Source organism: Bacillus sp. DHT2 (genome assembly GCF_026241455.1).
Taxonomy (GTDB): Bacteria; Bacillota; Bacilli; order Bacillales; family Bacillaceae_G; genus Bacillus_A; species Bacillus_A pseudomycoides.
Genome location: NZ_JAPHWH010000013.1, coordinates 31777 through 58122, shown reverse-complemented (window position 1 = coordinate 58122; position 26346 = coordinate 31777). Strand labels below are relative to the sequence as shown.

Below are 26346 nucleotides of genomic sequence, written 5' to 3'. Positions count from 1 at the left end.
TTTAAAAGTTTTTATATTTTGAATAGTGTAAATATAAAGAACTTTATTTTTCAGCGGGATTTCTCATATTCCGTTTATCTATCACTCTCTTTTTATTATAACCTTTGCAATCCAACGTTAATATTTTATTATTTGACAATAATATAACAATGTGAAAAAACAATACAAACCGCATACATATGCAATTAAAATCCCCTGTAACATTTTAGAAGTATATTCTTTTTTATATAAATCCATTTTAATTTTTCAACATATAAATGACTGCTATGAAGAGAAGAAGGTGACTTTACACTCGGTTGTTCTTGGCATGGGATAGGAAAAGAATTTGACCGCTTCTATGCATGACCGAATGCTCTCTCCCACCTAAAAATTAGATTTTATGTCGGTTTTTCAATTTGTACTTATATAATAAAAACAGCTACCGATATTTAACCGGCAGCTGGATAACCTATGAATAACTTTGAAAATAAATCTTCCGTTGTTTCTGTAATCTTATCAAACACATCTGTTTCACTTTCTTCTTGCTCTTTCATCATTTTAACGGCTTCTTGTGCATCCACAGGGTAGTCTGTAACAATCCCATCGACATTAAGCTTATAATATTTTTTAAAGCTTTCCATATCATTTACAGTCCATACATAAATTGGCTTATTTAACTTTCGTGCTGCTTTTACTAAGCTTTTATTTAACATATATTCTTCTGCAACATAAAAATCTGCTTGAACGTATTTTAAATTTGCTCTACTTGCATATAAAATATATCCTACCTTTATGTTTGGATTTGCACGTTTAAATTCTTTAATGAGCGGATAATGCAATGTTTGAATGACACATTGTTTTTCAAAGTCATTTTCCTTTATTGTTTTCAATACTTTCTTTACAAAATCTTTTTCATTTCCGTGCAATTTCACTTCTATATTGAGTTTTATCTTGTTTTTCGCAAGCTTAATCATCTCATCAAGTGTACTAATTCTTCCCGTGAATCCATCTTGATGAAGAGTAAGCTTTCGAAGCTCATCCATCGTCAAATCCGATACTTGTACATTGGCATTCGCAAGACGCTTTAAGTTCAAATCGTGTATCACTGCCAATTCACCATCTTTTGTTTGCAACACATCAATTTCAGCATACTCTGCTTTTGCATCAATCGCACCTTGCAAGGCCTCTTTCGTATTCTCTACTCCTTTGGAAACATATCCACGATGCGCCATAATAACGGGTTCTTTATATGAATTCGTAATAAACGTCACAATAAAAGCAACAACCACGCCCACGGTGAAAATACCAACAATATATACACCAATAAACTTCAAACGATGCTTTTTAAAAAAACATTTATCTGCTTTTGTTTTGGAATAATCTAAGCCTTCTTCTAATAAAACATCTTCAACTGGAACCTTTTGTAAATAAAGTCTTGTCAATGCCATAATATAAAACGGCGTTACAATAAAACTAAATAAATATAATGTACTCGTCAAAAATACAGATAGGGTAGATTCCGCTAATAAAGCAAATGTTCCTTTGGGATTCGTAAATTCATACACACACCATAAAAGTAATAAGTACAGACCCATAAATAAAACGAACATAATCCCTATCGAGATAAAAAGTCCGACTAAAAAGAATAAGACTTTAAAAAAGCTTTCTTTTACCAACTTTGCACTCTTACGTGCAGCTGTGCGAAATGGTTTTTCTTCTAAAACAATAATAGGAAAAACAAAAATCCATCTCAAATTTAAATACGCAACTACAGCAAAAAGGGTATAATACCCTACTTGCCCCATTGTCGTTTTAAACAATTCTCCTGTAATAAAATTAGGAATTTGAATTTCAGGGATTAGTGCAGATTTATAACCGACGCTTAAAAGAGGTAACAAGATTACCGCATACAAAATAAATCCTGGTAAACAATATGTGAAAAGAGAAGGTAAATACGTTACTGTTTTATACAGAATCGGACGCAATTTTACCCTTTGTCGTTTATGTGCAAAATACGAAATAATGATAAGTACCGCAAATTCCGTAAAAATGAGAAAAAGTGCCAATATCGATAAAATGAAAATAGCTGCGATACCATATGGAGTTTTCAAAAAAGCTAGCAATTCATCGTTTGTCGCATTTGCATAGCCGCCCCAATACAACAACTTATTAAAAGTCATACCGAATAACGGTATAAATACAATGGCTGCTAATAGTTTATAAACAAGCTGAAACGCCAACACATTCCAAAAAGCAAATTGTACTGTTTGAAAGGAATGTTTCATGACTCCTGGTATAGATAGTCTTTTACGGTGTAGCATAAATTCCTCCAAATTCTAACACTATATTTGAGATGGATTCCATATTTCTATTTCAAATCCATCTTTTTTATAATAATATATTCCGCTTAATATGAACACTCTTATACATCCCAAAAAGAGTGACAGGCACACCCCCATCACTCTTTCTCATTTTCACCACACTATTGACGGTCAGTAAGACCCCCACTGACTAAAATTTCACCTTATTTTTTCTCTAATCCTTGTCCAAATGCTTTTAAAAAGCTAAATCCAAAAGTAATGGCTCTGTTAATATCCGGGTCTTTTAATACTTTAAAGAAGTCCATAACCTTTGTTTTCCTACCCTTTTTTAATTCGTCTGTTGCAAATTGTAATCCTGTAACTAAACCCGATGTCACCTGTTTTGTTACTTCTGGATCAACAGAAGATAGCGCTTCTCCTGCCCCCATCATATTATTTAATGCATTTTTTACCGGTTCACGATTTAATTGCTCAACAGCAATTTTAGAAACATCTTCTTTTGCAGCAAGCAAACTAATTGCTGCATCTAATATGCCAGCTTGTTGCAACTGTGCTAACAATTGCATCGTCTCTTCTACCGCTTCACGATTCTCAGCTAATTGGGTTAGCAGTTCATCTGATAACTGTTGTTTCTTTTCTGCTTCTGTAATGACCTTTTTCTGAATCAATGTAATTTCTTTTGCCACGTTCTTCGCCCCCTAGTTCTGATCCACAAGTGATACGTACTGCTTTCTCTGCCATTTCTGCTGAATTTCAACACCATTTTGCGGATGACGCTTTTTATCTCTTGGGTTTGAAGCAGGAAGTGGACGATTTCCTTTTTCACGTAGTACACGCATTTTCACCATCGTTTGTTTATAAGCCGGTGTACACGTATATAGGTCTGTCGCTGTTCCTGTTAAAATATTAATCGCTTCTTCATTTACTGTCGCATGCATCGGTAAATATAACTCGTTTCCAGTCACACGATCTGTAATAAGTGCCTGTACTTTGATTTTCCCAAACGGTGATGTCAGTTCTACAAGGCCACCATCTTTCACATTCCGCTCAGTAGCAAGCTCAGGCGAAATCTCAACAAACACCTCAGAAATTTTGGATAGAATCCCCACTGATTTATTTGTCATATTTCCTTCATGGAAATGTTCTAACATACGACCATTATTTAATAATAAATCGTAGTCTTCTGGCGCTACAACTGGCGGCACCCATTCATCTAGTGAAAGACGGGCTTTTTTATCAGGGAAATTAAAACCATCGACATATAATAACGGTGTATCACTACCGTCATGACTTCCCCAGCATAAACTGTTCCATCCTTCTAAACGATCATATGTTGCTTGTGAATAGAGCGGCGCAAGTGATGCAATTTCATCCATAATTTCACTTGGGTTCTCATAATTCCAATCCCCACCAAGTACACGTGCTACTTTTTGTAAAATCCACCAGTCTGGTTTAGAATCACCAAGCGGTTTCATAACTTCATATAAACGTTGAATACGGCGCTCTGTATTTGTAAATGTTCCCTCTTTTTCTAAACTTGGTGCTGCTGGTAAAATAACATCCGCAAAGCGCGCTGTTTTTGATAAGAACATATCTTGAACAACAAGGAAATCAAGATTTGCTAAAATATGCTGTACATGATTTGCATTTGAATCTACTAAAGCCATTTCTTCTCCCATAACATACATACCACGCAATTTCCCTTCTTCTGCTGCAAGTAGCATCGCAATGTTATTTAGCCCTGGCTCTTTCGGAATCGTAGTTCCATATGCTTTTTCAAATTTCGCACGCATTGCATCATCCGATACCGCTTGATAACCTGGAAGCCAGTTTGGTAATGTTGCCATATCACAAGCACCTTGTACATTATTATGTCCGCGGAGTGGATATGCACCTGCACCCGGGCGACGATAGTTACCTGTTACAAGAAGTAAGTTTGAAATCGCTGCAGATGTTGTACTTCCTCCTGTATTTTGTGTAACACCCATACCCCAAAGTATACAAGTACCATCTGCTTCATATACCATACGAGCCATTTCTTTTAATGTATCTTTAGAAATACCTGTAATACTTTCCGTATAATCAAGTGTATATTTTTCTAACATCTTGCTATATTCATCAAAATTCTTCACATTTTCATCTAAGAATTTTTTATCATGCCAATCTTGATCAATAATATATTTTGTTACACCAGCAAGCCATACATAGTCAGTTCCTTGGCGCGGATGAACAAATAGATCAGCACGCTCTGCCATTTCATGTTTGCGAAGGTCCGCTACAATTAGTTTTTGTTCATGCAATTTGTGAGCACGTTTTACACGTGTTGCAAGTACTGGATGTCCCTCTGTCGGGTTTGCACCGACAACAATGACTAGTCCTGCCTCAGCAATATCTTTCACTGTCCCAGCGTCACCGCCCATACCAACAGTTTTAAATAAACCATCTGTTGCTGGCGATTGACAGTAACGAGAACAGTTATCCACATTATTTGTTCCATATATTTGACGAGCTAACTTTTGCATTAAATAGTTTTCTTCATTTGTTACTTTTGAAGAAGAGATAAAGCCAAATGCATCACTACCATGTTCCGATTTAATATGTTGCATATTAGACGCAACAACTTCTAATGCTTCTTCCCATGATGCTTCAACGAACATATCCCCTTGACGAATCAAAGGCTTCGTAATACGGTCTTCACTGTTTACAAAGTCCCATCCGAACTTTCCTTTCACACATGTAGAAATTCCGTTTACTGGTGCGTCTGATACAGGTTGTACTTTTAAAATTTGACGATCCTTCGTCCACACTTCAAACGAACAGCCTACACCGCAAAATGTACAAACTGTTTTCGTCTTATTAATCTTCGTTGCACGCATTGCAGATTCAACTTCTGAAACTGCTAAAATACTACTATATCCAGGTTCTACATCCTTTACAAAATCAATCATTGGGTCTAAAACATTTGGTTTCAATCCAGTCATGAATCCAGCTTCCCCAAGCATAGATTTTTCCATTAATGCGTTACAAGGGCAAACTGTTACACATTGTCCGCAACTAACACAAGAGGAATCGTTAATACTCACCCCATTATCCCAAATAACACGCGGACGATCTAAACTCCAATCAATCGATAATGTTTCGTTTACTTGTAAATTCTGACATACTTCTACACATTGTCCACAAGCAATACATTGATTGGGATCGTAACGATAAAATGGATGAGTCATATCCACTTCTTTTGCACTAACTTTCGGTTCATATGGATATTTCTGTTCTTCAATTCCCATCATATGTACCGTATTATGGACTTTACAGTTCCCGTTATTATTATCACATACTGTACAATACAATAAATGATTCTCTAATATTCGATCCATCGCTTCCGTTTGTGCTTCTTTTGCGCGCGCTGATTGTCTTTCGATATGCATACCATTTTCTAATTTCGTTGAACAAGCACGCATTAATTTTCCATCCACTTCTACAATACATGTATCACAAGTTTGAATTGGATCAACCTCTGGTACGTGACAAATTTGTGGGTGCTCTAAATTACTTTCGTTAAATAATTGCAGTATCGTCTTTTCACCAGATGAAAGAAATTCCTTTCCATCTACGGTTACACGAACCGTTTGTTCTGCCATAGTTTCCCCTCTCCTTACAACTAACTGTACAATATAGTTTTGAATCCGTTTTCAAAACTATATTGCTGTACATTTTTTGAAACGCTCTGTTGAAATCCTATCTTAGAAGTCGATTCTTGATGCTATAAGGTATACTACAAAAGCCTAAAATGACACTATTCTACTACTCTATTATATCTCACATATACAATAATCACCAAATAATCTTCTGATAATATAGATAACGGATGCTTTTATATTTTCAATGTTTTATGATGAATAGGAAGAAAAATACATACGAAGGGGAAAATAGTATGGAGCCTGTCCAAGAAACATATAAAATGATACGTTATCAAGGAGGAGCCTTTTCCGAACGAGAAGATGAAGTTGTTACAGAATCCCCTGTAACAATTAAATTAAACGGGGAAGAATATGTAACAGTTGTATGCACTCCAAATTATATTGAAGATATGATAATAGGTTTTTTAATTTCTGAAGGAATTATTGCTTCTTATGAGAACATTGATGAGTTATGGATACAGAAAGACAAAGGGGTTGCTCATGTAAAAACATCACAAATCAATCCACTCTATCAAACGCTATATAACAAACGATATGTCACTTCTTGTTGCGGCAAAAGTAGACAAGGGTTTGTTTTTGTAAACGATGCAGCAAAAGCAAAAACTTTACATGATATACATGTAACAATTACTCCAGAAGAATGCTTTCATTTAATGAGCACCTTACAGCAATCTTCTACTACGTTTCGTCAAACAGGCGGGGTTCATAATACCGCCCTGTGCGATCGAAATACCGTTCTCATATCAAGAATGGATATTGGAAGACATAACGCATTAGATAAAATATATGGTCATTGTTTACGTAATAACATATCTGTCAAAGGAAAAATCATCGCATTTAGCGGTCGTATTTCATCTGAAATTTTACTCAAAGTTTCTAAAATCGGTTGCGAAATTGTTCTTTCTAAATCAGCTCCCACAAAATTAGCATTACAGCTCGCTCATGATTTAGGCATTACTGTAGTTGGGTTTATTCGTAATGACTCCTGTAATATTTATACTCATCCAGAACGAGTTGAAGGATATATACCAGAAACAAAATGATTCCTGCTAAAGGGATCGTTTTTTAGTTATAAAAATGTAATATATTTATTTGTTGAATAGTTAATAAAGTTAATATATAATTTCATTACATAAAGTGAATTACTAAAAAACAAATGAAGACACCTGTCTTCCTCGCATATATCTTCTTATTCTTTTACAAATTAAGAAAGAATACGTACAGAATATGTTTATGAATACACAGTAGATGTTCTATCAATATAATCATCAGACCCTTACGGATTACAAATTTCTTCTTTAAATATTAAAGCAGATTATTTATTTTCCTATAAAGCAGGATAAACTGAGGAGGTTACAGCTATGGAAATTCGTTTATTAACAAAAGAGGATGCAAAAATTTATTTAAAAGTGTGTATGGAAGGATTAACACAAAATCCAGAAGCCTTTAGTTCCTCTTATGAAGATGTATTAAAACATGAGGATCCTATTGCTGCAATGGCAAAACGGTTAGATAACCCTAATAAATATACAATTGGTGTCTTTAAAGATAATGATTTAATTGGAATTGCTACATTAGAAACAAAGTCATTTATTAAACAAGAACATAAAGCAAAAATCGGCTCTGTTTATGTCTCTCCAAAAGCTCGTGGTCTTGGAGCTGGACGTGCATTAATAAAAGCTATTATTGAAAATGCATATAAACTACATGTTGAACAGCTCATGCTTGATGTTGTTATGGGAAATGAAGCTGCGAAAAAATTATACGAATCGCTTGGCTTCCAAACGTATGGCGTACAAGAACGTGCCTTAAAGCACAATGGACAGTATTGGGATGAAGAACATATGGTTTTATTTTTAAATGACTAATTGTATAGCATCAATTTATATAAAAAACACCTTTCGATAAAGGTGTTTTTTCTTACAACAATGTAATGTTCCCGTCATCTTATTGAATGGTTCTATTCCCTCCTCTTCGCTATACTAAAAGTACGAAATCACAACAAAAAGACATGAGAGATGAAAAAATAATAGAAGTAATAGAATGAAATCAGTAATTGGAGGAATAACAGATATGAAACAGCACAAACATCTTATTTTGTTCATTTTTGGTACAATAATCGTCACTTCAGGATTAGCAATTCTTCCTTGGTTTATTGTATAAAGCTTCTATCATTTTTTGATTCCTTCCTATACAAAAATCCCCTGTACATAGCATACAGGGGATTTTTACGTACAAATAAAAAAGTTCATTGTTTCTCAAAATGAAACAATGAGCCTTTACATCTATTATAGAATTCCGAAAAATTTATTAGCACACGTCACAATAATTAGCATAGATACGGCAATACACATCACAATAGCATTGCGCTCTTGTTTATCTTTTTGTAAACGTTCTTCTTTTTTACTCACGTGTATAGTCCCCTTTATAACAATAAAAAAAGTGTGAGATAGGAGATTTTCCTTATCCGATGCGAGGTGAATACGAAATTCCTCACTATCTCACATACACAATAGAATGGAATTGTCATTTTATAAATAAAATGACATGACGTTATGTCGCAACATAGGGTATTTTGTGTCGCTACGCTTTCTATTATAAAAAAGAGTTGTGCAAAAGTAGTGCATTTTTTATGTCAATTGCCTTAGTAGAAAAAATACACTACAATTCAATCACGTAAACAGAGTTTTTTATTATTTTCATGTAAACTATACAAAGTAGAATGAATGTTTTGAGGTGCACAAGACTATGATTAAAATCTTATTAGTAGACGATGAAGAACGCATGTTGCGATTGTTAGATTTATTTTTGAGCCCACGTGGTTATTTTTGTATGAAAGCCAATTCAGGTATAGAAGCTCTTGAACTAATTCAACAAAAGAACTTCGATATCATTTTGCTAGATGTGATGATGCCCAATATGGATGGATGGGATACATGTTATCAAATCCGTCAAATCAGCAATGTTCCAATCATAATGTTAACAGCTCGTAATCAAAACTACGATATGGTAAAAGGACTTACAATGGGAGCCGATGATTATATTACAAAACCTTTTGACGAACAAGTACTAGTTGCACGAATTGAAGCTGTACTGCGCCGAACAAAAAAGGATGGTTTTATAAGCTTCAATGGCATTGAATGGGATAAAACAAAACATACTGTTACTGTTTACAGCGAGAAAATTCCCCTTACACCTATCGAGTTTTCATTACTAGGACTGTTTTTACAAAATACAAACCGAGCTTATAGCCGTGATGATTTAATTGAAAAAATATGGGGTTATCAAACAGATATTGAATATCGTACTGTTGACTCACATATTCGCAATATCCGTGATAAATTACGAAAAAAAGACTTTCCTGTTGAAAAATACTTAGAGACTATCTATAAAGTGGGATATAAGTGGAAAAGCGAATGAAAATAATAATGCGAAACTTTTCTAAGTGGGACATGACTCACCTCACACTTAGAATTAGTTAAACAACACGTGATAAAACTTTGGTCAGTGGTGAGATTTCTTCCGCTGGCCATTAATGTGAAATAAAGGTATGGTGAAAAAATGAACAAACTTTCGCTCAAAATTGGTACATATTTCTTAATATTAGCTTTATGTATTGAAACAATTGCCTTTGTATCTTGTCATACAAGTCTGGCGAACATGCGTATCGAGGAAGAAAAATCCGCCCTTTTAGAAAAAGGAAAGCGCTATAGTAACTTTATTTCAAGACGTTATGGGCCACGAACTTTTGAACATGCTGCAGCAATGGAATCACATTCTAATTCAGATACAAAGTTAGTCATAACAGACACTAATGGGCAAATCCTTTCCTCTTCTGATCCGGTAACACAAGAAATGAAAAAGCAACTTGCCTCCAAAATAAACTGTACTTCAATAGATGGAACTTTGGTTGAGAAAAATTGGAAAACATCGAAATTTATTTCAACAGCAACGCCAATTATCATTCATAGACAAATAGCTGGGTATGTACATATGTTTTTAGATACAGCCTTCTTAGAAAAAATGATTCTTCGTTTAACACGTCAATTTATTATTATAGGTATACTAACTCTTATTTTAACAACCATTTCTGTATTTATCTTTTCTCGTGTCATTACCGATCCTCTTATTAAAATGAAACGTGCAACAGAAAAAATGTTAAAGCTGAATAAACCAATTAAATTAGGAATTAAACGCAATGATGAACTCGGTAGTTTAGCAACAACAATTGAAGAATTATCCAGTGAATTAGCCTACATGAAAAAAGAAAGAAATGAATTTCTTGCAAGTGTAGCACACGAACTGCTCACACCACTCACATATATGAAAGGTTATGCGAAAGTTGCTAAAAGAGATTCTTTATCTAAAGAAGAACGTGAAGAATACCTACAAATTATCGAAGATGAAACCGATAGTGTAACAGGACTCGTTCAAGATTTATTCGATCTTGTTCAGCTAGAACAACATCAATTTATTATAAAAAAACAAAAAGTTCCACTCTTGCCTTTTCTAGAGCGCATGATTGAGAAAACAAAAACTACACTTGCTAAAAAACAAATGAAAATTAAGTTCTACTGTGTAGATAACCTCGATGTATGTATGGATGAACGCCGAATGGAACAAGTTATGCTAAATTTATTACACAACGCCTATCAGCATTCTTATGAACAATCAATTATTACTGTACACGCATCACAAAATGAGAATACTTTTTCTATAAGTGTGCAAGATGAAGGAGAAGGTATTCCACAGGCAGATATTCCACATATTTTTGATCGTTTTTATCGAGTTGATAAATCAAGAACTCGAGCTACAGGGGGGAAAGGAATCGGTCTAGCTGTTGCAAAAGAAATTGTTGAATTACACAGCGGCTCCATTCAAGTAAAAAGTAAGTTAAGAATTGGAACTGAATTTATTATTGAATTACCAATTGAATAATATGTACGTTAAATCACCAGTAGTGTCTTTACTTCAAAACTGCTGGTGATATTATATTAATAGCCAATATTTATTCGCAAATTATTAGTAAACACATTAAAATACTACTAGTACGAGCTGACCTTTTGAAATTATTCTTATTTCAATATACAATGTAAATACAACTGTGAAAGGTTCGGAGGGTGATACGATTGGAAATCCATGTATTAACAAAACAAGAGGCAGAAATTTACTTAGAACTTCGTGTAGAAGGATTAAAACAAAATCCAGAGGCTTTTAGTTCTTCTTATGAAGATATTATTAATAAAGAATGCCCGATTGAGTATAAAGCACAGAAATTAGCACAAGATGAAAACTATACACTAGGTGCATTTAAAGACGGTAAATTAATCGGGGTTGCAACCTTGGAAACGAAACCATACGTGAAACAAGAGCATAAAGCAAAGATTGGTTCAGTATATGTATCTCCAAAAGCGCGTGGGCTTGGAGCAGGAAAATCCCTCATTAAAGAGTGTATTGAACTTGCAAAAACATTAGAAGTAGAACAAGTTATGCTTGATGTTGTTGTCGGAAACAATGGTGCAAAAAAACTTTACGAATCATTAGGATTTAAAACATTTGGTGTACAAGAGCGCTCTTTAAAATATAACGGCCAGTACTGGGATGAAGAGCATATGGTTTTATTCTTAGATGAAGAAAACTAATAAAAAAGTCCTCAAGTATGAGGATTTTTTTATTACCATTTTACATTGCAAACCACGCATTATATAACAACTGAATTACCTCTTCAATCTCTGCCTCTGATAAAATAGCAAACCCAAGTAAAACTGTATTTTTTGAAGTAGTCCCTTCTTTATAGTACATAGAAACTGGATATACTTTTATACTATTTTCAGCTGCTCTTTTTATTAATTCTTCTTCTAACATTTCATTGTGAACCTTTAATAAGATATGTAAGCCAGAATCTTCTCCGATTACTTCCACCTTATTAGAAAAGTACCTTTCTATCGCTGAGACAAGAGCATCTCTCTTTTTCCGATAAACGACTCGCATCTTATGAATATGTTTTTCCCAATATCCTTCATTTAAAAACCTTCTAATGATTTCTTGATCGATTCTTGAAACACTTTGTGTATAAAATAAATATTGTGTTTGATACAACTCAATTAGCTGTTTAGGCAGCACCATGTAGCTCATACGTAATGATGGAAGCAATGCTTTTGAAAATGTTCCCATATAAATTACATTTCCCTCTGTATCAAGCCCTTGCAATGCTGGAATCGGCTTTCCAGAGTAACGAAACTCACTATCATAATCATCTTCGATAATATAACGTCCACGCTCCCCTTGTGCCCATTGTAATAGTTGCATCCTTCTTTTAATTGGCATAATCATTCCACACGGAAATTGATGAGATGGAGTAACGAACACAACATTTGCATTACTACCTTCTAAATCTGAAATACAAATCCCATCCTCATCAAGCGAGAGCATCTGAACATTTTCTTCTCCTTTCTCAAAGGTAACCAATTTCCGGTGATATCCTGGATTTTCAACTGCAAAATGACTTCCCTTTAGCAGCTGAAACAACATTCTTATTAAAAATTGTGTTCCGGCCCCTATTACAATTTGACTTGCTGAACATCTCACACCTCTTGATTCATATAAATATTTCGCCATCTCCTCACGCAAACTCGCTTCACCTTGGGGATGGCCAAGAAAGAGTAGATCCTTATTTTCTAGTTGCCATACCTCGTTTGAAATCTTTCGATAAACCGAGAATGGAAATGCATTTGCATCTACACCTGTTTGTGTAAAATCATATTTATATTTCTGTTCCCTATGCAGTACTTCCTTAACAACTTCTCTTTTTTTCACTGTATGTACCATTTGTTCAATTTCACATACAAAATACCCCTTACGTGAAACTGATTCAATATATCCTTCTGCAAGAAGCTGTTCATATGCCGATTCCACTGTATTTTTACTTACCTCTAAATGCATCGCTAACTTTCTTTTTGCTGGGAGCTTCGTCAAAGGAGGGATTTTTCCACTTCTTATTTCTGCTTTTATATACTCGTATAACTGTACATACAGTGGGATTTTTTCCTCCATATTCAAATTTGGTGTTAATTCTAACATGAAATCTGACCCCTTTATAAAATGAATTATTGATACTTTTTATAGTACCAGAAGTTATATATAATTCCTTCTATCATGTGAATTTTTAAAAATCAATCTTAGAAAGGAACATCATGATGATGAACAACAACAGACGACTCGGCCTCATTATGATTATTACAGGAGCTACTTTATGGGGAGTATCAGGTCCGATGATTCAGTGGCTTTTTCAACATACTAAGGTATCATCTATCGATTTTTTAGTAATTCGCCTATTGCTTGCTGGGGTCTTTATTTTATGTTTCTTACTTACCAAAAAACAAAATATATTTCGTATTTGGCAACACCCACGCCATCTTTTACAACTTATCATTTTCTCTATTCTCGGGATGCTTGGCGCACAGTATGCTTTTATCGAAACAGTGCATATTAGCAACGCTGTTACCGCTACTCTATTTCAATTTTTAGGGCCAGTTCTCATTACTATTTATGTTGCAGTGCAACATAAAAAGCTTCCTTCCATTATGCAAGTATTGGCAATTGTCTCTGCCCTGACAGGAACATACTTTATCATTACAAATGGATCCGCCCAAAATATTGTCTTATCGAAAGAAGCGATTTTATTTGGGGTGTTAACAGCAATTGGTTTTGCCTTTTACACGCTGCACCCAGCTTCCCTTATTAAACAATGGGGGACGGCTCTTATTATTGGCTGGGGTATGTTAATCGGGGGTCTTGCACTATTTATTTGTAATCGCTTCTTCGAATGGAAACAACTTTCACAAACCTTTACGTTGCAAACATTCTCTATGCTAATTCTAATCATTGTAAGTGGAACACTTTCTTTCCTTCTTTACATTGGTAGTCTAAAATATTTATCAGCAACAGAGACAAGTATTTTATCTAGTATTGAACCGCTTGTAGCAGCTATTGTTTCCATCACTTGGCTAAAAGAATCTTTCGGAGCATACCAATTACTAGGCGGTGTGTGTATCGTCATTGCTGTTATTTTCTTAACAATGCCAGCAAAAGATGCAGAGCCTACATTTACAACTGAACAAATATAGTACAAAATGTCAAAAGAGGTCATACTAAACTTATGACCTCTTTTTATGAATTAAAAGGAATTGTCCTGTCTTCTAGCAAATACAATTACACTAACTATGAAAAATAGGAGTGTGGCAAGATGAAAAAAATTGGAACCGTGCTACTTTTCTCCTGTATCATCACTGGCTGTACCTCACTAGGGCAAAATTCCAAGGAACCGATAAAAGAAATAACCGAAATCTCTAAACCTCAAACTAACGCACCCACCTTTTTTCACCTTAGTGTCTTAAAGGATGTTTACTGGCAAGAAAGCCCTTCCTTTGTAGAAGGAAAGATGCCGTTAAAAGGTATTGAAGGAAAGATTGCAATTGCAGATAGTACTTTCATTGCCAATGAGAAAAATAAACAGATGTGGTTCTTCCTCGATCCACAAATGCCATCTGGTAAACTATCTATTATTGCTCTAAAACAAGGATCTACAACACCCACTCCCGTACTCTTTCCAGATGAAGCTTCTGAACAGACTTGGACTACTCCTACTCCCATTCATTCAAATACAAAAGAACTACCTCTTCTTATGTCACTGTCTTCCCCCGGATTATGGGTATTAAATGTATATATTGATGAGAAATATTATGAGCAAATTGTTATTCATGTAGAAAAGAGTGACAAAGCTTAATTTCTTCCTTACAACAATGTAATTCTTATGTCATCTACTTCGATAGTTGTATCTCCCTCTCTCTCTTATACTAAAAATAAGAAATGCAACAACAAACAAGGAGAGATGAGAGATGAAAAAAGTGATGGATGTTGTAGTGGCAGTGGTAGAGGTTTTCGTAAATGGAAAGCAAGTTGCAATGGAGTTGAATAAATAATGCAGAGCGAAATATTTATTACTAATCATATAAAACAATAAGCGGGAGTACGATTTCTTTATTGTTTTGATCTCTTATCTCAATAAAAAAGCAGCGCCCTTCTAAGAAGATGGCACTGCTTTTTTATTATTATTTTAAATAACTTGGCATTTTTGTAATTTGCGCTACTCCTGATTCAATTGCTGCTTTTGCTACTGCAGCTGCAACACTTGGGACAACTCTTTTATCTAGCGGATTCGGAATTACATAGTTTTCATTACGTTCTTCATCAGTAATGATGTTAGCGATCCCATATGCTGCAGCTAATTTCATTTCCTCTGTAACATCTGTTGCACGTACATCTAATGCCCCACGGAATATACCAGGAAATGCCAACACGTTATTTACTTGGTTTGGATAATCAGAACGCCCTGTTCCAACTACAACAGCACCAGCCTTTAGTGCATCCTCTGGGTATATTTCTGGGATTGGATTCGCCATTGCAAACACAATTGGTTTTTCACTCATTGTCTGTACAAGTTCTGTTGTTAACACATTAGGAGCAGATACACCGATAAAAATGTCTGCTTCATAAATCGCTTCTTTTAATGTTCCACGTATATATTCGCGATTTGTTTTCTTTGCAATCTCTATTTGTGCCGGATTCATCCATGATTCACCCTCACAAACAATTCCTTCTAAACTTACTAATGTAATATGCTGCGCTCCAGCTTGTAACAGTAATTTAGCAATTGCTATCCCTGCCGAACCAGCACCATTAATGACAATTTTCACTGCATCCATCTGTTTGTTTACAACTTTTAACGCATTAATAACCGCAGCTAAAACAACAATTGCTGTTCCATGTTGGTCATCATGAAACACCGGAATATTTGTTTCTTCTTTTAAGCGCTTTTCAATTTCAAAACAGCGCGGCGCTGCAATATCTTCTAAATTAATACCTGCAAATGTAGGTTCTAAGTTTTTAACAATGGTTACGATTTCATCTACATCAGTCGTTCCAAGACAAAGCGGAAATGCATCTACATTCGCAAACTTTTTAAATAAAATACTTTTTCCTTCCATAACAGGCATGGCTGCTTTCGGGCCAATATCACCTAATCCAAGTACTGCTGTTCCATCCGAAACAACTGCAACCATATTACCGCGCGCTGTATAGTCATAAGCTGTTTCTTCATCTGCAGCGATCGCTTTACAAGACTCAGCCACTCCTGGTGTATATGTCAAACTTAAATCATCTGCTGAATTTACTTCTACTTTACTTGTAATTTCAATTTTCCCTACCAATTCTTTATGAAGTAATAATGAACGTTCATTAATTTGACTTTCTAACATATAAATAAGCTCCTCCTAATTTGACAAGCTAGCTACGTTTTTACATAGCTAGCTTGTATGATAATAATTTACGAAAACATTTTTAATAAAATTGTTGCTGTTACAACCATTGCAGCACCGCCCAAACGCGTGGAAATTTGCGCAAATGGCATTAATTCCATACGATTTGATGCTGATAAAATCGCAACGTCTCCAGTTCCGCCTAATCCGCTATGGCATCCTGTTACAATCGCAGATTCAACTGGGTACATTTTCATGACTTTCCCAATAAGGAAACCAGTCGTTATCATTGTTAATACTACTGATGCACACACCACAACATATCCAACTGAAAGAACAGCTGCTACATCTTTTAATGGGATATATAACAATCCTAAACCAACCATTAATGGCCACGTTAAGCTTGTCGAAATAAATTTATATAAGTGATATGCACCTTGCTCCATTTTTGCTGGCATTAATTTAAAGTATTTTACAAGTGCTGCTGAAAAGATCATAATGATTGCCCCTGGAATACCAATAAATTTAGAAGCAAATCCACCGAAGATAAAGAACGTACATGCAATTAATAAACCTGCTCCCATTAATGAGAAGTCAATTGGTTTTTCTGTATTTTGTTCTTTTAATAATTCATCTTGATCACCTGTTTTTACCAATGCACCATTACCGCTAAGCTCTGGTTTTTTCTCACCTAAGCGCTTCATGTATCCAGCGCTTACAATCGCAAACATATTTCCGATAACCGCTGCTGGCACAAGCTGAGATACAAATGTTGCTGATGATTGATTTAAAATGTCACTGTAAGCTAAGGAAAGTGGTAAAATACCTTCTCCGATACCACCGCTCACAATTGGTACAATGATAAAGAAGAACGTTCGCTTCATTTCAAATCCAAATAATGATCCAACTAATAATCCAACTGCAATAGATGCAATTGTTCCTACAACTAACGGAATAAACATACGAACAAACCCTTGTACTAACACTTTACGGTTCATTCCTAAAACACTTCCGACTACTAAACAAGAAATATATAAATATAAAAAGTTCGACTTTTTCATTAGCATCGTCGCTGCTTCCATTGAAGCTGGATTCATCCAATTAAAAAACACTAGTAAAGATGGAATAAATAATGAAAGAATTGCTGGTCCACCAATATTTTTTAAAATCGGAATCCTCATCCCAATATCACCTAAGAAAATCCCCATGATCATAATGACTGCAAATCCACCAATCATATCAGCAGGTAATTTGTTATATACAGATGCTCCATAAATAATAGCTGCTAATACGATATATAACGGTAAAGGTATAACACCAATTTTAATATTCATAATTTTCGAAACAAAAGACTTTTGTTCCACCTCTGTTGTTTCCACGGGTGATACCGCTTCCACTTTTTTTTGAATCCCCATGTAGGCACCTCCTTATATTCTTATCTACAATATTAAAACGCTTTCAATAGTAAAAATAGTTTTTGTAAGTTTTGTAATTAGTTTTGTAATTAAAAAAAGTATAAGCGGCTTATATAAGCCGCTTATACATACAAACGTATTTTGTTTTCATCGATGCATCGTAATTTACTTACTGGTCTCCCCACATGTTGATAAACCATTTCATTTTCTAAAACTCCAATTTCAGTTAAGAACATTACATACTTTCGAATAGACACCCTTGAAATTCCAACTAATTGAGCCATTTCATCTGTTGTAAATGCTTGTCCATGAAGTGATTCTATTTGCTTCCAAATTAACTTTAATGTTTGTCTTGTTAGCCCTTTCGGCAGCTCTTTATTCACATAAGTTTCTACTTTTTCTTTTTGTAAAATCAACGTATCTAATTCAGACTGGCTAATTTTTTGCTGTTCTTTCATAAAGATAAATTTTTCTCGATATGCGGTTAATGCTTCCTTAAACCTTTCAAATGTAAATGGTTTAATTAAATAATCAACAACCCCATATTGAAGTGCTTTTTTAATACTTCCCATATCATGCACAGCTGAAATCATGATAACATCAATTTCTTTTTCTTGATTCCGAATATGCAGTAGCAATTCAAATCCTGTATCAACAGGCATAAAAATATCAAGCAATATGAAATCTATAGACGATTCCTTTAATATCTCTACTGCTTCTTTCACAGAATTAGCTATATGAACAAGTTCAAACCCTCCTACTTGCTCTAAATAATGCTTATTTAACATCGCTACCATTGGATCATCTTCTACAATCAAAACTTTGATCATATCCCTATCTCATCCCTACTTTTGTATGGTATTTCAATGGTTATAGTCGTTCCCTTCCCTAACAAAGACTCTACCTGTATATCCCCATTTATTCGCTTTAAACTATCCTTTACAAGATACAAACCATATCCTCGATTTTCTCCTTTTGAGGAATACCCTTTGACAAATAATTTGTCAATTTCTTCTTGCCGGATTCCAACTCCTGTATCTTTAACTGTGATAATCATCTTATCATGATATTGAATAGAAATATCTACTCGCTTATATTGACAATTTATCACCGCATCTAATGCATTATCAATTAAATTTCCTACAATTGTAATGAGTTCATGAATAATACTTTCATCATACGGCTCTGGTAAGTAAGAATTTTCGCTTACAATGAGTTGTATACTCTTTTCCCTTGCGTAACTAAGTTTACCAAGCATAAATCCTGCAAATACAGGATTTTTTATTTTTCGCATCACACCACCAATTTCATATTGATGCTCCGAGACCATGTTACTAATATAGGTCTCTAATTGTTCATAATGCTTCATATGTGTAAGCCCTAATACAACATGCATCTTATTCATAAACTCATGAGATTGTGCCCTGAGCGCTTCTGCATAAAGTTGAATATCCGTTAATTGTTCTGCTAATTGCCTAATCTCTGTTTTATCACGAAATGTTGCAATAGCACCAACAATTTCTCCTTTAACATATAAAGGAACTCTATTTGTAACAATGGTAATTCCATAAAGATTTTGTTCCTCATACAATTGTGCTTTCCCAGTTTGTAACACTTCTTTTATACATGAGTTGGGCATATACTTCTCAACATCTTTACCAATAAAATCTTCTTCGAGACCACTTTTCTTAAATAACCGTTTCGCTTCGTTATTAATTAAAGTAACTCTCGCATCTTTATCGACAGCAATAATTCCTTCTTTAACAGATTGTAACATCGTATTCCGTTCTTCTAAAATTTTTGCGATTTCGCTAGGTTCAAGATCAAATAAAATTTTCTTAATATGTCTAGCTAATAAAATAGCACCTATAATTCCAACTAAGATTCCAACACCGACACCGATATAAATAATGTATCTACTCTCTTTTATCCTCTCATGCACATTATCAGCTGAAATTCCGACAGCAACAACCCCCATTTGTTCTCTCGTTTCAGAAAAAACAGGTACAAACACTCGCATAGAGATTCCCAATGTTCCTTCTGCCATTGATACATGTTCTTTTCCTTTTAAGGCTATCCCTTCATCTCCCCCTACAAAGTGATGGCCGATTTTTTGAGGATCTGGGTGAGATTTGCGAATGCCATTCATATCCATGACCACGATAAATTGAACATCTGTATTTTTTAACAACCGATTTGTATACGTTTGAATTTCAGATATATCTTTTCTTCCTGCTAAAGCATCAATTACAAGTGGTGAATTTGCTACAATACGCGCGATTGTTTTTGCTTTTTCAGCTTGACTTTCTTCCGTCGTACGTTCGACATTATGACTAATTAATATATCTGTTACAAGTAAAGAAAGTAAAATAACAGTACATACCAGCAACGTAATCGTTTTCCATAAACTTAACAATTTTTTTCTTTTTCTCATCCCTTTATTGTCTCCCTTATTTCTTCTTTACTACACGCGAAATCTATCTTACTTATTCTTTTTTATGAATACAACGTTTTTTAATACAACTGAACTTTAATCATGCCTCAGCAAACGGGATTTTACGAGGATTTTATCTCCCACCTATTTTCTTTGTTTTTACTGAATCTTGAGATGAGAATATTACCGTTCGCAAATGGTAAAATAATAAATGGTAGCGATTTTTGCAAACGAGAAATATTCATCATTGTCTTTCTCTCCTATCTCCCGATGTATAACTAAACAAAAACAAGAAAAATTCAGTATAAAAAATTATGCTGAATTCCTCTTGTTTTTGTTAAATATAATCATCACTTTCTCTTCTTAACTCCATTTCTGTCCCATTCACTTTGAATTTTGCACATAACTAATAGCTTGACTCCCCATCTGTACCCATGCCTGTTCAAAGCTTTCGCGTGGAACACTTACACTTGCAGTATCACTAAGCGGATCATGAATATAAACTAACTCCTTATCATAACCAATAAGAAGAATACAATGTTCATTGTACGTAATAGAGACATTACCTGCATCTGTTTCCCATGTATCAAATTCATTTTCATCCAAAGGAGCATATGTTGCATTTGTAATCATAACAACTGGCTTGCCCTCTTTTACAGTTTTATAAATTTCATTTATATTTTCACCTGTTAAATCAACAACTTGATTTGGTAAGTATTTATTTGCTAACTGAAAAAGCGGTTCATGATACACACCATATCCTGATTCAGAAAAAGTATAAATATTCCCTACAAACCCTTCATGTGGATTACCGCGTACACCATCATTTGAAAAGGCAACTTTCTGTATTTCATCTGCCAGCGTCATCTTACCTACTGAAACACCTGCGTACTGTAACATCATGGCTAAGCTAGTTACTTCGCAGCCTCTATCTAACTCTGGTAACTGCTGGATAAAAGGTACATTTTGCAATAATACTTTTTCTTCATCTGCATTCCCCAGCGTCTTTTTCTTTTTTGCTTGCGCAACTGGAGTGACAAGCTGATTCTTACCGCTTTCCTTTTGAACAAATTTGTTTGAGACGATTCTCTTTACATTTTCTACACGTTTAGTAACAGGCATTATGCCGCTCCGTTTCATATATACACTACAGATAAATATCCCTAATACAATCAAACATATATACACCTTCCACTTTCGCTTCATTCTTCTATCTTCACGTCCTTTTTAATTCGTTAAATACGAATAAAATGCATCCGCATCTGTTTGAACCATAGGTAAAAAGACAAGTTCTTTTCCCTTTTCAGGTTGTTCCTTTTTTATTTTCTCTGTTAACTGTTGAATATTTGTATTTGTACTATCTATGCCAAGCTCGTCTGCAATTTGTATTACTTTCTGCTCATTTATTTCTCTTAGCACTTGGTAAATATCTTTACCATATAAATCAATATGAAGTTCTTTTGCTTCGGCCTGAATTTTCCCCTCGTATACTTCTTGTGCCAAATCTTCTATACCTTTTCCTTTTTGAGAAATCCCTAGCTGTTTCGCTTCTTCCTTTACTTTCGTTCCATAAATCTCGGTTGCAATCTCTTCTATTTCTTTTCCTTTGGTTGAAACCCCAAGTTTATCTGCTTCATCATTGATCTTGATTGTATTAATTTGATTTATTAAATCCACAATAGATGTATTATCTATTATTATTCCTAAATTCGCTGCTTCTTTTTTTACTTTGGTTTCATAGATTTCTTCTGAAAGAGCCCCCACATCTTTTCCCTCAGTAGGAATCCCTAGCTGTTTTGCTTCCTGATCAACTTCAGTTTCATGAATCTCTTTTTCTAATGTAATTTGTTCTTTACCATCCGTTTCAATTCCTAGTTTTTTTGCTTTTTCCTCTGTATGTGCCACATGTATTTTCCCATCATTTAGTTGTTCTTTACTGCGCTGAACAAAGTCCGTTTCTCCTTTTGACATCATAGAAGAGGAAGCGCCTCCCATTACGCTTAAACTCAACATTCCAATAACAAATAATGACACTATCTTTTTCTTTTCCAAATTTCATCTCCCCTTTACATTTCTTACACTGTGATTTTCTTCTGATGCTTCCTCTTCCATTTTCCCCACATTATCGTAAAAGATATGCTCAATTCGGTTCCTATTAAAATTACCCATGAACATAACTATCTAGCTATCCTCAAAAAGAATACAAAGTGATTACTTTTTCTCTCTTTTGTCCTTCTCATTCTGTGTAAACTCTATTATTAAAAATATTTCTTAACTTTCCCTTAACAAAAAGACGACCTTGTAAAAACAAGATCGTCTCCAATTTCTTTATATTCTTTGATTTTTAGGTAAAATCACTTCAAAACAAGTACCTTCATTCATTTTACTCTCTACTTTTATTTTCCCATTATGCTTTTCTACAATCCAGCTGGCAATTGAAAGACCTAAACCAGCACCTTCTGCCTTCGTTCTTGCCTTATCTCCTTGATAAAAACGGTCAAATAACTTTGGAATCTCTTCTTCTTTTATTCCAATTCCATTGTCTTTTACCTGAATCGTAATTGAACTATTGGTTTGCATGCATGCTACTTGAATCGTTCCGCCCACATCAGTATATTTCATCGCATTGTCTAATAAAATTACCACCATTTGATGAATTCGTTCTCTATCACCAATAAAAGATACTTTAGATTTGATTTCCAATGTCATCTTTTTCTCTTGATACGCAGCAATTTCTGTATAAGGATCTACTACTTCCCTTAATAATTCATCTAATGCAAATTCCTTTTTATACATTTCAATTTGATTCGAATCCGAACGAGCTAATAATAATAAATTAGCAACAAGCTTCGATAACCTTCTACACTCCTTTGAAATTGTAGAAATATCAATTGCCTTTTCCTCTATCGTGGCGGAAGGAGACTGAAATAGTACATCCGTTTTAGATTGAATGACCGCTAGTGGTGTTCTTAATTCATGAGATGCATCAGAAACAAACTGTTGTTGCTTTTCCCAAGAATTACGAATTGGTACAAGAGCTTTTCCAGCTAAGAAAAATCCCATCCCAATTGCACATAAACTTCCTATACTGCATCCAACTATAAGAATTAGCAGTAACGTATGCAACATATCCCTTTCTGCTGTTGTATCGCGTACAAATTGAACTGTCATTTGTCCAAATTCAGTATTATGCTGAAAAGCCAACGCTCGAAAACTCTTCCCTTTGATTTCAATATCCTGAAAACCCTCTAATTGTTCTGGGAAAAACGCTAAAGCATTTTCTTCAAAAACAGGATCAACAAATTTAGGATTCTTATCTATTAGGGCTACTTTTTTTCCATGCCATAACAGTACAGTAATCCTCGGATCTCCAATACGAATATCCTTAACGGATCCTTTTGGATTAGACTTAGAATGTTTCTTCTCTTTTGCTTTAAACATTTCTAGCGAATTATCTACTCCACTATAAATACGATTATATGTATAGCCATAGATAATACTCCCTAGAACTCCAATTAATATAATAAACACTAATGAATTTAACACGGTAAGTTGAATGCGGGTTCTTTGAAACATACTCTTATTTTTCATTGTTCTTTTAACATATATCCAATCCCACGAACGGTTTGAATATCTTTTTGATAACCAAATGGCTCCAACTTTTTTCGTAAATGATGAACATACACTTCAACAATGGCTACCGTTGTATCTGAATCGAATCCCCAAACGCGATCAAAGATTTGTTCACGCATTAAAATCTTTCCACTATTTTGAATGAGGTACTCTAAAAGTTCATATTGCTTTAATGTTAATTTAATTGCTTCTCCATCCACTTGAATATCCTTGTCCTTTCCGAACAATTCGATTCCACGGTAGTTAATGGTTTGCTTTGTTGTTAAATTACCACTTCTTCGTAATAAAGCTCGAATTCTCGCTTTCAGCTCGGGAGCTTGAAATGGCTTTATTAAATAATCATCCCCTCCAAAATCTAATCCTTTCACACGGTCTTCCAAAGAATCTTTAGCAGTCAAAAACAAGACAGGTGTTTCAATTTTGTCATTCCGTATTCTTTGAATTACTTCAAAACCATCTATCACCGGTAACATCACATCAAGAAGTATTACATCATAAATATTTTGTAACGCCAAAAATAAACCATCTTCTCCATTCACTGCTGTATCAACTTCAAACTCATCACATAAAATTTGTGTAATTGATTCCAATAAAGGTGCATTATCTTCTACAACTAATAAGCGCATACCACTTTCTCACCTTTCATCAAATATAAAGTGAAACTTTAATCGGTGGTGATTTTCTTCATCCATCACTGATTATTAGTAGCCCGCGAATAGCGGGATAAATACTTACTGTTATCATTTTTCATAATAACAAAAGAGAGCAGCACAACATACTTATCCTTACTTCCAAACGATTTCCAGTCTTGTATCCGAACACTTCACCTTGCCTTGCTTCCTCTAAATCCTACGTACTTATAATAATTATATATCATTGTCTATGTAGACCTGTCATAACATGAATCATTTTCTCGCTCATTTACCATCCGTTTATATATGTACTTTATTATGAAAGCTATTCCTTAACTTTCCCTTAACAAAAGGAGTTTCAAAAAGGAGAATTTGTACCCTTACAACACTGTAATCCTCATGTCACCTAATTCGATAGTTACAAGACTTGCTACCCGCTATACTTAAAGTAAGAAATGAGACAACAAGCAAAGGAAAGATAAGAAAGCCGTATCTTTTTTACAGATACGGCTTTCTTTTATTTTTGATTTGTACGGTTCGAAATACTAATTGCCCGATCTGTTGTTTTTGCTGCTTCATCTAATGCTTCTTTACTATTTTTCCCATCATACATTGCTTCTAGCGCTTTTACAACTGCATCGCGGGATTCAGGAAATACACTAATAAGTGCACCTTGTGTTGCAACAGATGGTTTTGTTGCTTGTAACTGTTCTACCGTTACTTTTAACTGTGGATATTTTTCATATTGTTGTTTTACTAAAGGCTCATTATATGCATCTGGGTTAATAGAGAAATAACCTGTTTCCGTATGCCATTTTGCTTGTACATCTGCTTTTGTTAAGTATTTCATAAAGTCCCAAGCACCTTTTTGTGTTTCTTCTGAGACCATATTCGTCATCCATAGTGATGCACCGCCAATAACAACTCCGTTTTGTTTCACATCTTCTGGATATGGGATATATGCTACTCCTACATTAAATTTAGACGAATCAATCACATTACGAACACCTGCTGAAGAATCTAAATACATCGCAACTTGTCCAGATTGGAATGCGGCACGAACATCATCCCAACTCGCCCCATACTTTCCTAATGTACCAGCTTTATTCAGTTCATCTAATAAGCCAAATACTTTTTGTCCTTCTTTTCCGTTAAATACAGCTTTTTCCGCTGCACCTTTACGCCCATTTTCTTTATCAACATATAACCCACCTTGTGTTGCCAAAAGCTCTTCAAAGAACCATCCGTAATTTAACATTGAAAAACCGTACTGTTTTACGCTTTCGCCTTCTTTAACAGTTAATTTTTTTGCTGCTTCTTTTAATTCAGCGTATGTTTTCGGTGCTTTTTCCGGATCGAGCCCCGCTTTTGTAAAGGCATCTTTATTATAAATTAATACTGGTGTAGATGAATTAAATGGCATGGAATACATCTTCCCATCAACTGAATAGTAATTCGTAATCGCTTTTTCTAATTTCGATGTATCATATTTATCCTTTTTAATCCAGCTATCAATCGGTGTAATCTTTTTACTATCAATCATATATTTCGTTGTAATTTCGCTAGATTGAACGAGAGCTGGTGATTCTTTTGAAGCTGTTATATTTTTAAACTTCGTTAAAGATTCTTCATAGGAACCTTGAAATTCAGCTTTCACCTCATATTTATTTTGTGACTTATTATAATCTGCAACAATTCCATCTAACACACCTTGCGTTTTTCCACCCATTGCATGCCAAAAGCGAATAACTGTTTTATCTCCATTCTTTTCTACGGGAGCTACTTTTTCCTTTGCTTCAGATTTCCCCTCTGTTTTACTACTTGAACAAGCTGCACCTGATAAAGCCATCGTTGCTGCCATTATAATAACAGCACCTTTTTTCCAAAATCTCATCTCAATCCCACCTTTTCATAT

21 protein-coding genes are annotated in these 26346 nt (G+C 34.6%); 7 read left to right on the top strand and 14 right to left on the bottom strand.

What is annotated here, in order from left to right; translation table 11 throughout:
- Window positions 1-428: 428 nt before the first annotated feature.
- From ORL93_RS24275 to fdhF, 3 genes are all read right to left on the bottom strand, one after another.
- On the bottom strand, window positions 429-2300 hold the full coding sequence (locus ORL93_RS24275) for a glycerophosphodiester phosphodiesterase (RefSeq protein WP_265959631.1): 1872 nt from the start codon (window positions 2298-2300) through the stop codon (window positions 429-431).
- Window positions 2301-2503: 203 nt separating this feature from the next.
- Window positions 2504-2986, bottom strand: a complete 483-nt coding sequence (locus ORL93_RS24270; protein WP_097794608.1) for a helical membrane plugin domain-containing protein — start codon at window positions 2984-2986, stop codon at window positions 2504-2506.
- A 12-nt stretch (window positions 2987-2998) separates the two neighbouring features.
- On the bottom strand, window positions 2999-5941 hold the full coding sequence (gene fdhF / locus ORL93_RS24265) for a formate dehydrogenase subunit alpha (RefSeq protein WP_003194950.1): 2943 nt from the start codon (window positions 5939-5941) through the stop codon (window positions 2999-3001).
- A 293-nt stretch (window positions 5942-6234) separates the two neighbouring features.
- On the opposite strand from fdhF, the gene fdhD reads away from it, so the two are divergent.
- Window positions 6235-7044, top strand: a complete 810-nt coding sequence (gene fdhD, locus ORL93_RS24260; protein WP_018765589.1) for a formate dehydrogenase accessory sulfurtransferase FdhD — start codon at window positions 6235-6237, stop codon at window positions 7042-7044.
- A 318-nt stretch (window positions 7045-7362) separates the two neighbouring features.
- Window positions 7363-7869: a GNAT family N-acetyltransferase gene (locus ORL93_RS24255; protein ID WP_006093482.1), complete on the top strand. Its 507-nt coding sequence runs from the start codon at window positions 7363-7365 to the stop codon at window positions 7867-7869.
- 420 nt (window positions 7870-8289) lie between these two features.
- Here the strand turns inward: ORL93_RS24255 and ORL93_RS24250 are convergent, their stop codons facing one another.
- On the bottom strand, window positions 8290-8412 hold the full coding sequence (locus ORL93_RS24250; RefSeq protein ID WP_003194959.1) for a hypothetical protein: 123 nt from the start codon (window positions 8410-8412) through the stop codon (window positions 8290-8292).
- A gap of 337 nt (window positions 8413-8749) precedes the next feature.
- Here ORL93_RS24250 and ORL93_RS24245 point away from each other — a divergent pair, with 337 nt between their 5' ends.
- The 3 genes from ORL93_RS24245 to ORL93_RS24235 all read left to right on the top strand — a co-directional run bounded on the left by ORL93_RS24245 (window position 8750) and on the right by ORL93_RS24235 (window position 11643).
- Window positions 8750-9421 (top strand): response regulator transcription factor, encoded by a 672-nt coding sequence (locus ORL93_RS24245; protein WP_003194961.1) that lies wholly within the window; start codon window positions 8750-8752, stop codon window positions 9419-9421.
- A gap of 141 nt (window positions 9422-9562) precedes the next feature.
- Complete coding sequence (locus ORL93_RS24240) at window positions 9563-10939, top strand: HAMP domain-containing sensor histidine kinase (protein WP_265959630.1); 1377 nt, start codon at window positions 9563-9565, stop codon at window positions 10937-10939.
- Window positions 10940-11130: 191 nt separating this feature from the next.
- On the top strand, window positions 11131-11643 hold the full coding sequence (locus tag ORL93_RS24235) for a GNAT family N-acetyltransferase (RefSeq protein WP_097794606.1): 513 nt from the start codon (window positions 11131-11133) through the stop codon (window positions 11641-11643).
- A gap of 40 nt (window positions 11644-11683) precedes the next feature.
- Here ORL93_RS24235 and pdxR read toward each other — a convergent pair whose 3' ends face one another.
- A complete protein-coding gene (pdxR, locus tag ORL93_RS24230; protein WP_265959629.1) occupies window positions 11684-13081 on the bottom strand; it encodes a MocR-like pyridoxine biosynthesis transcription factor PdxR in 1398 nt (465 codons plus the stop codon).
- Window positions 13082-13200: 119 nt separating this feature from the next.
- On the opposite strand from pdxR, the gene ORL93_RS24225 reads away from it, so the two are divergent.
- Together ORL93_RS24225 and ORL93_RS24220 are read left to right on the top strand one after the other, a co-directional pair.
- The gene (locus ORL93_RS24225; protein ID WP_265959644.1) at window positions 13201-14127 is read left to right on the top strand and encodes a DMT family transporter; all 927 of its coding nucleotides are present in this window, start codon (window positions 13201-13203) and stop codon (window positions 14125-14127) included.
- Between the two features lie 119 nt (window positions 14128-14246).
- Entirely contained in the window at window positions 14247-14786 is a 540-nt protein-coding gene (locus ORL93_RS24220; protein WP_040119113.1) for a DUF4871 domain-containing protein, read from the top strand.
- A 325-nt stretch (window positions 14787-15111) separates the two neighbouring features.
- Here the strand turns inward: ORL93_RS24220 and ORL93_RS24215 are convergent, their stop codons facing one another.
- The 9 genes from ORL93_RS24215 to ORL93_RS24175 form a co-directional block, all read right to left on the bottom strand.
- A complete protein-coding gene (locus ORL93_RS24215) occupies window positions 15112-16317 on the bottom strand; it encodes an NAD(P)-dependent malic enzyme (protein ID WP_265959628.1) in 1206 nt (401 codons plus the stop codon).
- 68 nt (window positions 16318-16385) lie between these two features.
- Window positions 16386-17732, bottom strand: coding sequence for a 2-hydroxycarboxylate transporter family protein (locus ORL93_RS24210; RefSeq protein WP_018781906.1), 1347 nt, complete (start codon window positions 17730-17732; stop codon window positions 16386-16388).
- Window positions 17733-17854: 122 nt separating this feature from the next.
- On the bottom strand, window positions 17855-18562 hold the full coding sequence (locus ORL93_RS24205; RefSeq protein WP_265959627.1) for a response regulator: 708 nt from the start codon (window positions 18560-18562) through the stop codon (window positions 17855-17857).
- Complete coding sequence (locus ORL93_RS24200; RefSeq protein WP_003194978.1) at window positions 18559-20166, bottom strand: sensor histidine kinase; 1608 nt, start codon at window positions 20164-20166, stop codon at window positions 18559-18561. The genes ORL93_RS24205 and ORL93_RS24200 overlap by 4 nt, the downstream gene beginning before the upstream one ends.
- 384 nt (window positions 20167-20550) lie before the next feature.
- Entirely contained in the window at window positions 20551-21372 is an 822-nt protein-coding gene (locus tag ORL93_RS24195) for a C39 family peptidase (RefSeq protein ID WP_139358571.1), read from the bottom strand.
- 21 nt (window positions 21373-21393) lie between these two features.
- Window positions 21394-22179, bottom strand: a complete 786-nt coding sequence (locus tag ORL93_RS24190) for a hypothetical protein (RefSeq protein ID WP_051091458.1) — start codon at window positions 22177-22179, stop codon at window positions 21394-21396.
- Between the two features lie 315 nt (window positions 22180-22494).
- Window positions 22495-23757: a sensor histidine kinase gene (locus ORL93_RS24185; RefSeq protein ID WP_098018081.1), complete on the bottom strand. Its 1263-nt coding sequence runs from the start codon at window positions 23755-23757 to the stop codon at window positions 22495-22497.
- Complete coding sequence (locus ORL93_RS24180; protein WP_265959626.1) at window positions 23754-24425, bottom strand: response regulator transcription factor; 672 nt, start codon at window positions 24423-24425, stop codon at window positions 23754-23756. The genes ORL93_RS24185 and ORL93_RS24180 overlap by 4 nt, the downstream gene beginning before the upstream one ends.
- A gap of 523 nt (window positions 24426-24948) precedes the next feature.
- The gene (locus tag ORL93_RS24175) at window positions 24949-26325 is read right to left on the bottom strand and encodes an ABC transporter substrate-binding protein (protein WP_098018079.1); all 1377 of its coding nucleotides are present in this window, start codon (window positions 26323-26325) and stop codon (window positions 24949-24951) included.
- Window positions 26326-26346: the final 21 nt, after the last annotated feature.